The 12692-nt window shown below is 60.9% G+C and carries 7 protein-coding genes and 2 pseudogenes; 8 read left to right on the top strand and 1 reads right to left on the bottom strand.

Going from position 1 to position 12692, the window contains the following annotated elements; translation table 11 throughout:
- Positions 1–138: 138 nt before the first annotated feature.
- The 8 genes and pseudogenes from ACYQ11_RS19020 to ACYQ11_RS18985 all read left to right on the top strand — a co-directional run.
- A pseudogene (locus ACYQ11_RS19020) lies at positions 139–822 on the top strand (response regulator); the annotation flags it as partial.
- A 320-nt stretch (positions 823–1142) separates the two neighbouring features.
- Positions 1143–1253, top strand: a pseudogene (locus tag ACYQ11_RS19015) (hypothetical protein); the annotation flags it as partial.
- A gap of 120 nt (positions 1254–1373) precedes the next feature.
- Complete coding sequence (locus ACYQ11_RS19010; protein ID WP_459925422.1) at positions 1374–2066, top strand: response regulator; 693 nt, start codon at positions 1374–1376, stop codon at positions 2064–2066.
- Positions 2067–2109: 43 nt separating this feature from the next.
- Positions 2110–3810, top strand: coding sequence for a GAF domain-containing protein (locus ACYQ11_RS19005; RefSeq protein ID WP_459925404.1), 1701 nt, complete (start codon positions 2110–2112; stop codon positions 3808–3810).
- Positions 3811–3861: 51 nt separating this feature from the next.
- A complete protein-coding gene (locus ACYQ11_RS19000; protein ID WP_459925403.1) occupies positions 3862–7410 on the top strand; it encodes a response regulator in 3549 nt (1182 codons plus the stop codon).
- Between the two features lie 68 nt (positions 7411–7478).
- The gene (locus tag ACYQ11_RS18995; protein WP_459925402.1) at positions 7479–8228 is read left to right on the top strand and encodes a response regulator; all 750 of its coding nucleotides are present in this window, start codon (positions 7479–7481) and stop codon (positions 8226–8228) included.
- A 93-nt stretch (positions 8229–8321) separates the two neighbouring features.
- Positions 8322–9155, top strand: a complete 834-nt coding sequence (locus ACYQ11_RS18990) for a purine-nucleoside phosphorylase (RefSeq protein WP_459925401.1) — start codon at positions 8322–8324, stop codon at positions 9153–9155.
- Positions 9152–10516 carry an amidohydrolase family protein gene (locus tag ACYQ11_RS18985; RefSeq protein WP_459925400.1) on the top strand — a complete coding sequence of 455 codons (1365 nt, stop codon included), beginning with the start codon at positions 9152–9154 and terminating at the stop codon, positions 10514–10516. Before ACYQ11_RS18990 ends, ACYQ11_RS18985 begins: the two co-directional genes overlap by 4 nt.
- On the opposite strand, the gene ACYQ11_RS18980 is transcribed toward ACYQ11_RS18985, so the two are convergent.
- Positions 10500–12170 (bottom strand): SulP family inorganic anion transporter, encoded by a 1671-nt coding sequence (locus ACYQ11_RS18980; RefSeq protein WP_459925399.1) that lies wholly within the window; start codon positions 12168–12170, stop codon positions 10500–10502. The genes ACYQ11_RS18985 and ACYQ11_RS18980 overlap by 17 nt on opposite strands.
- Positions 12171–12692 lie beyond the last annotated feature (522 nt).

The following is a 12692-nucleotide window of genomic DNA, read 5'->3' as shown; positions in this document are numbered from 1 at the left end:
TAAGGGGATTGCCTTTTCAGGTGTTCTTGTATATGATAGTGAACATCATTTTTTGACGTTCTCACCTGTTGCATATGTCCGTCCGGGCCGCCATGGCCTGTTGCTGTTCTCGCACCTGTTTTCGTTTTCGCGGCGCCGATGCTTAGGCGTCGTCCGGGACCCGGCCGGTCGTGCCGGCTGCGCCAATCGATAACCATCCATGGACAGGGAAGTGTGATGGATCCGGAAAACACCATCAATGTGCTGGCGGCCCATAACCGGGATGCCTGTGCCCAATTGCTGTCAGACGTCATCGACGACGGCGCCGTCCGGATTCTGGCCGCCCGGTCCGGCCAGGAGGCCCTGGCCCTTGCCGCCGAACAGAACCCGGTTCTGGTTCTTGCGGCGCGGGATCTTCCCGGCTTCGGCTGCCTTGAACTGGTCGGCCGCCTGCATCGCCGTTTGGGCGGCGATGCCCCGCCGACGGTGATGCTCAGCCCGACGCCCCTGGACCCTGAGTCCCTCCGGGCGGCGTACGACCGGGGCATCGCCGATGTTCTGGTGGAGCCGGTCGATCCCCTGATTCTTTCACGCAAGCTGGGGTTTTTCCTGACGCTGTATCGCTTGAAACAGGCCGGCCATCGTTCCCCGGGATGTGACGTCATGCTGGCCGACCTGGCCGGAGGACTGGCCCATCAGTTCAACAATTCCCTGAATGTCATTTCCGGCAATGTGGAACTGCTCCGGATGGATCAGCCCGGCAGCGACGACGTGCGCCGGTACACGGACGGGGTTCTTGAGGCCGTCCGCCACATGGCGGGTCTGACCGAAAAACTTCTGGCCTATGCCCGGGTGGGCGGTTACCGGACCGAGCGGGTGGAATTCAACGGCCTGCTCGGCCGGGCGGTATCGGCCTTCTGTCCCGCGCCGGGGAGAATTCGTGTGGACACGCGTCTGGAGCCGGGAACCATCCAGGTGACGGCCGATCCCGACCAGTTGAAGCTTGTGTTTTCCGCCTTGCTGAAAAACGCCGCCGAATCCATTGAGGGACCGGGCCGGATCAGCGTGTCCACGCGCTTTATTGCAGGAGACGGCCCGCGACCTGGAATCGTTGGGGGGCGACCCCTCTGGTCTGCCTGGAGGTTGCCGATACCGGCAAAGGCATGGGGCCCGACATCAGGGCCAGGTTGTTCGAACCCTTTTTCAGCACCAAATTCCAGGGCCGCGGGCTGGACATGGCGGCGGTCTATGGGATTGTCAGCCATTTCAAGGGCGTCATCGATGTGGATTCCGAGCCGGGGAAGGGAACCCGGGTCCGGGTTTATTTCCCCGCCGGCGACTACCGTCCGCCTCGGCCCGACATCCTGTCCGGCGTTCGGGCTCCGGCCGGTCTTATGGTCATCGATGACGACGAATGCGTCCGGAATCTGGCGGTGACCATGCTGAGCCGTCTGGGCTATCCTGCGGTCGCTGCGTCCTCGGGCAGGGAGGCCATGGAACGCCTGGAACAAAGCGTCGCTCCGCCCCAGGTGGCCCTGATGGACATGGACATGCCCGACATGTCCGGCGCGGAGCTGTTACCCAGGCTGGTCGAGCTCTGCCCGGACATGAAGGTTGTCGTGTGCAGCGGTTATACCCTGGCCGGGCCGGTTCAGGATCTGCTGGACCGGGGCGCCCATGCTTTTCTGCAGAAACCCTTCACGTTCAATGATCTGGCCGCTCTGGTCCGGTCCCTGATCGAACGGAGGCGGTTTGCCCGGTATGAGGTGGAAGACGGCCTGGCCGTCTTCTTCTGGGAAAGCGAGCCCCATCGGGAGAAACTGATTGACCTCAGTCTGGGCGGCGCGTCGGTCCCGGCCCTTGGGACCTGTGATGATCCGGATCTCTGGCGGGAATTGTCCATCGAGGCCGGCAACGGCGGGTTTCGGATCACGGGTATCCCCTTTCAGTTCATCGCCCCGACTCCCGTCGCCCGGCCCCGATCGGGAAAAAGAGATCCCGTCCGCCGGCAAAGCATGCGTTTTGGTGAACTCAGCGCGGATCAGAGTCTGCGGGTGGGTGAATTCATCACCCGGTGCGCCCGTTGACTGCCCCGGGGTTCGTGGTCCGTAACACCAGGAAGCGACAGGTATGAAATCATGGTTTGACGTTTCGTTCGGCCGTAACAGGCTCTCATACGCCCTTTTGTTCTACATTCTTCTGGCAAGCGTCAGTTTCACGCTGGTGGCGTCGGCCGTCCAGCTGTATCTGGGCTACCGGAAGGACATGAAAAACATCGCCGAGGTCATGGACCTGATCGAGGAAAGTTACCTCGAACCCCTGGAAACCAGTCTCTGGTCCTTCGATACCGTTCAACTCGAAGTTCAGGCCCGGGGGATTCTGGCCCTGCCCTTGATCACCAAGGTTTCGGTGAACGAACTGACCGGGACCCAGGAACGCCAGGTGATCTCCCTGGGCACCATCGAGGACGACTCTTTTCTGGAACGGAAATTCCCCCTGGTCCATCGGAGCCGGACGGATGAACGGGATATCGGGATTCTGGTGGTCTATGCCGGGCTGGATGTGATCGGTGAACAGGTGAAGCAGAAAGCCCTGGCCACGGTTCTGATGAAGGTCATCGAGATCCTGATTCTGTCCTTTGCCATTCTGATGATTTTCCGGACGATGATTCTCAGGCATCTGATGGCCGTCGAGCGGTTTTTGGGGGATGTGGACATCGAACACGCGGATCGGAGGCTGGTGCTGGACCGGCCCCCCGGCCGGGCCCCGGACATCCTCGATTCCATCGTCGGCGTGATCAACCACATCATTCACCGGTTGACCATGGATATCGTCGCCCTCAGAAAGGCCGAGGAAAACCTGCTGGCCACCAATCAGGAACTGATCCGGAACCGGGAAGCCTTGGAAGCCCAGGACCGGATCCGGACGGCCCAGGTGGAGGTCGCCCACATCCTGCGGGGCGATCAGGATCCGGAGACCCTGGCCCGGCGGATGATCGAATATCTCTGCCGGCGTTTTCATGCCGGGGCCGGGGTGTTTTATCATGTGGATCATCCGGAGGGCCGGATTCGGGCCCTTGCGGCCTATGCCCTGCCCGTCGACGCCCTGTCGGATCTTGAATTCGCCCCGGGTGAAGGGCAGGTGGGGCAGACGGTGGACGATCAACGCATGCGGGTGATCAAAAGCGGCCCCGGCTGCACCCTGACCATCCGTTCGTCCCTGGGGCAGGCCGGAGCACGGCAGATTCTGATCTATCCCTTTGTAAAGGACGGGCGGGTCACCGGTGTGGCGGAGCTCGGAAGCTTTACCGCCTTTACCCCCGATCAGACCGCCCTTCTGGACCAGATCTCCGAAGGGGTTGCCATTGCCCTGGAATCGGCCGTGGTCCGGAGCCAGAAACTCCGGCTGATCGAGGAGATTCAGCACACGGCCGACGCCCTGACCGAGAAGGACCGTGACGCCCGGCGCATTGAGGAAAAATTTCACATCCTTTTTCACGGCCTGGCCCAGCCGGTGATCCTGATTGACGGCCGGGGGTGCATGCTGGGTGTGAACCGGGTCATGCTGGCGTTTTCGGGCGGGGAGGTGTCCGACATGCTGGGCCGCCCGCTGGATACGGCGCCCTGGTGGAAAAACAGGGACGATATTCGACAGGCTCTGGACCGGATTCTGAATCCGGAGACGGATACCCCGGGGTATCGGGAATACTTCGACGTCATCGGCAAAGACGGCCGGATGCGGGTTCTGTCCCTTGTGTTCCGTGTGGTGACCGAAGAGACGGGGGAGATCTGCGGGGTGATGCTCGACGGGGTGTTCGAAGGGCCCTCGTGACAAACGGAGCCGGACGGCGGAAAGAAGGCCTGAGGCGGAGGCTGTAAACGATTGGAGACGGACGACCGATTGATCGAAAAGACGGTAAACCGCGATGCCGACAGCGGCATCGTCCGGCACCCTTTGTCACGCGGCGGGCTCAGGGTCCGCCTGACGGTGTGGTTCGTTCTTCTGGCCTTTGTCCCGCTGATCGTCCTCGACCTGATCTGTCGTCCCATGCTGGAACGGGAACTCGAGCAAAACCTTTCCCGGGATCTCAATCTGGCCCTTTCCCTCAAACGGCGAAACGTGGAGCAGTATTTCGATGATTTGAAACGGCTCATCGTCATTCATTCCCAGCGCCCCACCAACAAAAGTCTTCTGGAAACCCTCAAGGAGGGGCTGGACCTGAGCGGCCTGCCTCCCCGGACATACATCGGCGGCCCGGACTGGCAGGAACGTCTGGACCGCTGGAAAGAGCAGACCGGCCGGGACGGTCTGATGAATTTTCGGGAACTGATGCTCGTCGATACGGACGGCAACGTTCTTTATGCCTCCCTGGACCGCCGGAACCTGGGTGTCAATGTGTTCGCCGACACGGGTTACGTTCACAGTCCTCTGGCCCGGGGCTGCCGGCGGGCCCTCTCCCTTGCCGAGCCGGTGTTCGCCGACTACGCGCTGTATCGGCTTCGGGGCGAAGAGACGATGCTGGGCCACATGATCGTCCGCCTCAGTGACCGGACCCGCCGCACCATGGGGTTTCTGGTGATTCAGCTCGACGGGGCGGTCCTGAACGGCGTCCTGGGCGGTCACCAGGATCTGGGCCAGACCTTCCAGATGTACCTGGCGGGCGCGGATCTGAGTTTGAGGACCGATGCGGGCAAACGGCGGGAACGCAAGGCTCTCAGGCACCGGATCGACAGCGCCCTGATCCGCTCGCCGGTCGGGTTCGGGGCGGAGAGGGTCTCCGAATCGGTGCCGATGATCCGCTATCGGGGGCCCGACCAGACGATGATGCGGGGCGCCGTGCGTTCGATCCGCGTCGATGATGTGACGTTTTATCTCGTCGGTGAAATCGAGGAACGGGAAGCCTTTCAGCTGCTGTCCGGCATACGCCGGGTCCTGGGCTTCGCGGCGGCGGCCCTGGCCCTCCTGGTTCTCGGGGCCTCGTTCTATTTTACCGGGGATTTGGTCAGACAGATCCGCATGCTTACCGATTGGGCCAGAAATGTGGCCACCGGGGATCTTTCCATCTGGGAAATCCGTCATCGTGACGATGAACTGGGCCGGTTCATCGACAGCTTCAACCAGGTGGTTCTGTTCCTCAACGAAACAGCCCGGCTGGCCCTGTCCGTGGCCTCCGGCGACCTTCGGGCCCATATCGAACCCCGATCGGCCCATGACGAACTGGGTTCGGCCCTCCGGCAGATGACCCTGTCCCTCAATGAGGTGCTCGATGCCGTGGCGTCCCTGGCCCAGGGTGATTACGACGTCCGGGTTCGGGTCAAGGGCCCCGGCGATGTGTTCGCGACGGCGATGAACCGCATGGTCGCGAGGATGAAAGAGGCCCATGAGGAAAACGAAATCCGGTCCGGGTTGAAAACCTTCCAGATGGAACTTGTTGAACTCATGAGGGGGGATCAGCCCGTCAACGATCTGGTCCTGAACGTGCTTTCGTTCTTCTGTGAACGCTTTGGGGCCTCGGTGGGGGCATTCTACCTCGTCGATGAGGATCGGCACACCCTCTGCCTTCACGGACAATACGCCTGCGGTCCCGATCATCCGCCTCCGCCGGTGCTGAAACGCGGAGAGGGGCTTCCCGGCCAGGCCCTGGCGGAAAAACGCCTGATCCGGCTCGATCACTGTCCTTCCGGCTATCTGACGGTACAGGGTCTGACTGAAACCTATACCCCGACGTCGGTGCTGGTTTTCCCCTTCGCTCGCGGAGAACGGGTCGAGGCCGTCATCGAGATGGGAAGCCTTTTGTCCTTCGCCGATCGGGAATTGAGCTTTCTCGATCAGGTGTCCGAAAGCGTGTCCATAGCCGTTTCCTCTGCCCTGGCCCGCGGCCGGATGGAAGCGCTGCTTGCCCAGACCCTCAAACAGGCCGATGATCTGAAAGCCCACCAGGAAAAGCTCGACGGGATCAACCGGGACCTGACGGCCCGGACCGATGACCTTCAGAAAACCGAAGCCCGCCTTCGGGCCGCCAATCTGGATCTGGTTCACCAGACGGAAAAACTCAAGGAGTCGGAAACGCGTCTCCGGCAGAAGGAAGAGGAGCTGATCGCCGCCAACCAGGCCCTGGAAGAGAGGTCCGTGAATCTGGAAGAACAGAAAAACGCCATCCGGGAGAAAAACATCGAGCTTGAAAAGACCCAGAAGGAACTTCTGGAAAAATCGCGGAGGTTGGAAGACAGCAGCCGCTACAAGTCCGAGTTCCTGTCGAACATGAGCCATGAGCTCCGGACGCCCCTGAACAGCATTCTGTTGATTTCACGTCTCCTTACGGAAAACAGGTGGAACAATCTCAATGAACGGCAGGTGGAATTCGCCCGCACCATCTTGACGGCCGGCAAGGATCTGCTGGCTCTGATCGATGATATTCTGGACCTGTCGAAAATCGAATCCGGCAAGCTCGAGATCTGTGTCGACTCCGTGTCGATCCGCGATTTTCAGGCAAAAATTCATCATGGATTCGAACCGCTCTGCCGGGAAAAGGGCATCGGTTGGACGGTCATCGTGGACGAGGCCGTGCCCGAGACGGTGTTTTTTGATTTCAATCGTGTTGACCAGGTGGTAAAGAACCTGGTGGCCAATGCGGTGAAATTCACCGCCCGGGGCGAGGTCGGGGTGCAGATCGGCATCGCCCCGGAAGGCGCCCCTTCCCTTGTCGGGACGGATTCGGATCCCGTTTTGAAGATTTCGGTGACAGACTCGGGCATCGGCATCGATGCGGCCAAGCAGGCCCTGATCTTCGAGGCCTTCAAACAGGCCGACGGAACCATCAGCCGCGAGTTTGGCGGTACGGGGCTGGGTCTGTCCATCTCCCGGCAATTGATCCGGCTGATGGGCGGCGATATTGTGGTCTCAAGCCAGGTGGGCCGGGGCAGCGTGTTTGATGTGTACATCCCCGGCGCCCTCACGGCCCCGCGTGATGAGACCCTGTTCACGACGAAGCCTCCGGCGGCGGCATCCGGCGGGGCCGGGGACTCGGTCGGCGGGGCGGATATGACAAACACCGATCTTTTTTCCGGACGGACCCTCTTGATCGTCGACGACGACATGCGAAACGTTTACGCCCTGATGCATTCCCTGGGGGATTACGGGCTGGAGATTCTGGTGGCCAAATCGGGCCGCCAGTGTCTTGAGGTCCTGGAATCCCATCCGGAAACGGATCTGGTGATCATGGACATCATGATGCCGGATATGGGCGGGTTCGAGGCCATGGAGCACATGGCCCGCGATCCTCGGTTTTCGGCCATTCCGGTGATTGCCGTCACGGCCAAGGCCATGAAGGGGGACCGTGAAACGTGCCTTCAGGCGGGTGCGTCGGAGTACCTGTCAAAACCGGTTGATATGGACCGTCTGACGGCTGTGATGAAACATCTGTTGACCTGACGCCCCCATCCGGTGTAACCCTGGTGCGGTAAGGCGGCGCAAACCATGACCTGAGAAAGCGGGAGCTTATGGAACGTGACAAACAGGACAAAACGGGCAAAGGCTTTGGTGTGATTCTGCTCATCGAGGACGACGAGGTCGTGATGGATGTGGCACGGGCCATGATCGAAAAACTGGGCTATACGGTGCTGACCGCAAAAACGGCCGCAGAGGCCGTCGATCTGGTCAACCGTCATGAGGGCCCCATCGATCTGGCCATGCTGGACATGGACCTTCCGGACATGAAGGGCAAGGATCTTTTCCCCCTCCTGGCGGATGCCCGCCCCCGGATGAAGATTGTGATCTGCAGCGGCGATCACATCGAGCCCGGAGACACCGAGACCGTTCCCTTTGCGCCCCATGAATTTCTTCAGAAACCCTATGCGTTCAAAACCCTTGAAAAAATGCTGGTCAAATATCTGGACCGGCGCGGGGATCCCCGGATTCCCGCCATGGACGACTTTCTGGCCGTGTCGCAACAGAAAGGCGTCTACAGCATACGCATCATCGATATCAGCCGGGGCGGCCTGGCGTTTGCCTGTGAAAACGGCCGCAGCAACGAGGACGCCCTGGTGGATGTGGCCGTGCTGATGGGTGAAAAGGGCGTCAACCTCGATGATCTGGAATGCCGCGTCGTGTCCGACAAGGCCTTTCGTCCGGACGATCCTGCCGACGACGATGTCCCCATGAAGCGCAAGAGCGTGTCCTTCGGCCGGATGACCCGTGAGCAGTTCGACCGCCTGTCGGAACTGATCAACGCCTGTTCGAAAAAAGAGTGAAAACAATCATCCCGGGGGCGTTCGCCGGCGGACGCCCCTGCCTGATCGACGAACAGCCCCGCCGCGGGGCTGTCTTCGTTGAAGGTAGCCCGCATGTCCCGTCAAACCGATCATGTGGCCGAGGCCTGCTCGTATCTGCAGGAACGGCTTGAACACACCCCCGATCTTCTGATTCTGGCCGGAACGGGGCTGGGCGACTGTGCGGGGATTCTCAACAGCCCCCGGATCGTTCCCTACGCTTCGATTCCCCATTTCCCCCGATCCACCGTTGAAAGCCATGCCGGTCAACTTTCCGTCGGTTCCGTCCATCACGTGTCGGCGGCGGTGATGATGGGCAGGTTTCATCTTTACGAAGGCTACAGCCCCGCCCAGGTGACCTTTCCCATCCGCGTGATGAGGGCGCTGGGCGTCCGGGTGCTGATCGTGACCAACGCGGCGGGGGGACTCGACCCGGCCTTTGCGCCGGGGGATATCATGGTGATCCGCGATCATATCAACCTCACCGGGGACAACCCCCTGGTCGGCCCCAATGTGGACGCCTGGGGCCTGCGGTTTCCGGACATGATCGGGGCCTATGATCCGACCCTGGCCGATCTCGCCCGCAGGGCCGTCTGCAGTCCGGGCCTGACGGTTCATGACGGGGTGTACGCGGGGCTGAAGGGCCCCAGTCTGGAAACGCCTGCCGAAATGCGCTTTCTTCGCCTGATCGGCGCCCAGGCCGTGGGCTTTTCCACGGTTCAGGAAGTGATCGCCGCCCGTCATGCAGGGATGAGGACTCTGGGCCTTTCGGTGATCACCAATCGCTGCGACCCGGACCGTCCCGAACCCGCCACGGTCGAAGGGGTCATTGCCGTGGCCCGGCAGGCCGCGCCGCAGCTTGAAAATCTCATCGAAACGGTGGCGGCGTCCATGGGCGATATGCGATGAGTGTACCGCACCTTCCCGATCTTCTGATCACCGGCGGGACCGTGCTGACCCTGGATGAAACCGGGCGGGTCATACCGGACGGGTCCGTGCTGGTGAAAAACGGCAGGATCGCGGCCGTCGGCGCCGGTGACGGCTTCGGCAAGGGGTTTGACGGAACCGTCGTCGATGCCGAGGGCGGGCTGATTCTGCCCGGCCTGGTCAACGCCCATACCCATCTGCCCATGAGCCTGTTCCGGGGGCTGGCCGACGATCTTCCCCTGATGACCTGGCTGAATGAGCATATCTTTCCCGCCGAGGCGCGCTACATCGATCCGGAAACGGTCCGCCTGGGCACCCTTTTGTCCTGCGCCGAACTGCTGCTGTCCGGAACCACCTGCTGTTGCGACGGCTACTTTTTCGAAGATCATGTGGCCGGGGCGGTGGCTGAATCGGGGCTCCGGGCCGTGCTGGGCCAGGGCGTGATCGATTTTCCCGCTCCGGGCGTGCCGAACCCCGCCGACAATGTGGCCCATGCCGTTGCCTTTGTGGATCGCTGGGCCGACCGTCATCCCCTTATCCGGCCGTCGATTTTCTGCCATTCCCCCTATACCTGCTCGGCCCGAACCCTGACGTCGGCCAAAGCCGCGGCCAGGGAACGGGATATCCTGTTCCAGATCCATGTGGCCGAAACCCGTAAGGAGCGGGAGCAGATGCTTCACACCACGGGGAAAAGCCCTGTCGGGTACCTGGATCATCTGGGCGTTCTCGACGAAAAGACCCTGGTGGTTCACGGTATTCATGTGGACGAGGACGATCTTGCGATTCTGGCCCGGAGAAACACGGCCCTGGCCCATGCTCCGGAAAGCAACATGAAGCTGGCCTCCGGCGTGGCACCCCTCCCGTCCTATCTCGCCCGGGGCATCGTCTGCGGCCTGGGCACCGACGGCAGCGCGAGCAACAACAATCAGGACCTGTTTGCGGAAATGGACAGCGCCGCCAAGCTCCACAAGGTCATGGCCGGCGATCCCACGGTGATCAGCGCCGCCGTCGTGCTCGACATGGCCACAAAACAGGGCGCCCGCGCCCTGGGTCTCGCCGGCCGCATCGGCTCTCTGGAACCGGGCAGGGACGCCGACCTGATTGTCGTTTGCACCCGCGCTCCCCACCTGACCCCCATGTACCGTCCCGATTCCCATCTGGTCTACTCCGCCACGGGTGCCGATGTCCGCCATGTGATCATCGGCGGTCGCATGGTGGTCGAAAACCGCCGCCTTCTCACCCTGGATCTTTCCACCCTCCTGGCCGAGGCCCGCACCTTTGGCCAACGGATCATGGCCGACCGAGGCAGCCGACCACAGCCTGCCCTCAGGACGGTCCGTTGACCAGTTCCCGTGACCGGGCCAGGGCGTCTTCGATGCAGGGAAAGATATGGTCCTCTCCGAGGCGGTCCGTCAGGCCGCTTTTGTCCAGGGCGTGACGAAGGGTCGGGCGAACGCCGGAAAGCAGAACCCGGGTGCCCTCTTTTTCAGACTTGTCGAGCATTTCCTCGAACGATCGCATGGCGGTGGCGTCGATGAACAGAATGTGGCGCATGCGGATGATCAGCACGGACGGTATGCCCCTGACGATGGACAGGGTGTCTTTGAATTTGTTGGCGGCGCCGAAAAAGAAGGGGCCATGGATTTCGAACACCTGGACGCCGTTCGGGATATCCTCGCTGTGAAGTCCCCTGAAATCGTTGGGGTCGTATGCTTCGGTGATGTCTGCCTCCAGATGCAGAATTTCAGTCGCGTCGGCCATGCGCTTCATGAAAAGAATGGCGGCCAGGACCACCCCGACTTCGATGGCCACGGTCAGGTCCACAAAGACCGTCAGGGCGAAGGTGCTGACAAGAACAAGCACGTCCGACTTCGGGAAGCGGAACATCCGGATGAAGTGACGCCACTCGCTCATGTGATAGGCCACCACCAGCAAGATGGCCGCCAGGGTGGCAAGGGGGATCTTCCCCGCCAGCGGGGCCAGAAACATTAAAAGCAGCAGCAGGGTGACGGCGTGAATCATTCCGGCCACCGGCGTTGTTCCCCCGTTTTTGATGTTGGTGGCGGTCCGGGCGATGGCCCCGGTGGCCGGGATGCCGCCGAACACGGGGGACACCATGTTGGCCAGGCCCTGGCCCACCAGTTCCATGTTGGAGTTGTGCCGGGTGCCCATCATGCCGTCGGCCACCACCGCCGACAACAGTGATTCAATGGCGGCCAGAATCGCGATGGTCAGGGCCGGGGAGAACAGCCGGCTGATGGTCTGAATATCCAAAAGGGGCAGGGAGGGCCTCGGCAGTGAGCGGGGAATGGCGCCGAACTGGCTGCCGATGGTGGGCACATCGATGCCGAATCCCTGGACGACGATTGTACCAATGATAATGGCGATGATGGAGCCGGGGATGGTTTTGTTGTATTTCTGCCAGATCAGAATGACGGCCAGAGAGGCCAGGCCGATCAGAAAGGCCGACAGGTTCATCCGGGGAATGTCCATGATGTAAAAGGCCGTTTTTTCGATAAAATCGTTGGCCGGTGCCGTGGTGGGAAGTCCAAACAGATCCTTGATCTGCCCTCCGGCGATCACCAGGGCGATGCCCGAGGTGAAGCCCACCGTCATGGGATAGGGAATGAATTTGATCACGGCGCCCATTCGCGTCAGACCCATGAGCACAAGAAGCAGACCGGCCATGAACGTGGCGGTGGCCAATCCCGCATACCCAAAGCGATGCACGATATCAAAGACAATCACGATGAATGCACCGGTGGGCCCGCCGATCTGGACCCTTGTGCCGCCGAAGGCCGATACGATCAATCCGGCGGTCACCGCCGTGAAAATGCCCTGGGAAGGAGAGACGCCGGACCCGATGGCAAAGGCGATGGCCAGGGGAAGGGCCACGATCCCCACAATGATACCGGCCATCAGATCATTGGGCAGTTGGCGGAACGAATAGCCGTGACGAAACAGCGAAAAGAATTCGGGAACAAACATCCGTGACATGAGGCCTCCAAGGTGAATGATAAAATAATCCATTTTATTTGGAGATAGATATCAGTGGTCGTACGTCTTGTGATTCAATCGCAAAGGCGGGCCAGATGATAGGTATCTGATGGAAACGGTTTGTACACCCCGGCGCTGATGGTGTCAACAGGCGATATCAGGGCAATCGCATGTATGATTTTTAAAACACACCGCCTCTTCCTGCGGGACGGATCATGCCGTTCACGTTTACGGTCACGAGCACGAGCACGTTCACGATGGTTGCCGGCAACAGGTGAACGCAACCGTCAGAGGGTTCAACCGGCGTGGGATGAAACGGTCGATTAGGTCTCGGCCTGCCGTGCTCGTGCTCGTGAACGTGAACCTGCACGTGAACGAACAGACCATGCGATTGCTCTTTTCATCGCATGTTTCATATCCTTGAAGAAAAGCAAAAAACGGCCTTCGTGAGAATCTCAGCGGATTGATCTCAGATCAATCCTGTCGACGTAAACACGTCATCCGTGCCGACAAAAAATACAC

The organism is Desulfatiferula olefinivorans (genome assembly GCF_054657895.1).
Note: the sequence above shows the minus strand (reverse complement) of the source record. Positions and strands in the feature narration are given on the sequence as shown.

Coding starts and splice junctions, on each gene's coding strand:
- ACYQ11_RS19010 (WP_459925422.1), top strand. CDS start 1,374: ATGGTCATCGATGACGACGAATGCGTCCGGAATCTGGCGGTGACCATG.
- ACYQ11_RS19005 (WP_459925404.1), top strand. CDS start 2,110: ATGAAATCATGGTTTGACGTTTCGTTCGGCCGTAACAGGCTCTCATAC.
- ACYQ11_RS18995 (WP_459925402.1), top strand. CDS start 7,479: ATGGAACGTGACAAACAGGACAAAACGGGCAAAGGCTTTGGTGTGATT.
- ACYQ11_RS18990 (WP_459925401.1), top strand. CDS start 8,322: ATGTCCCGTCAAACCGATCATGTGGCCGAGGCCTGCTCGTATCTGCAG.
- ACYQ11_RS18985 (WP_459925400.1), top strand. CDS start 9,152: ATGAGTGTACCGCACCTTCCCGATCTTCTGATCACCGGCGGGACCGTG.
- ACYQ11_RS18980 (WP_459925399.1), bottom strand. CDS start 12,170: ATGTCACGGATGTTTGTTCCCGAATTCTTTTCGCTGTTTCGTCACGGC.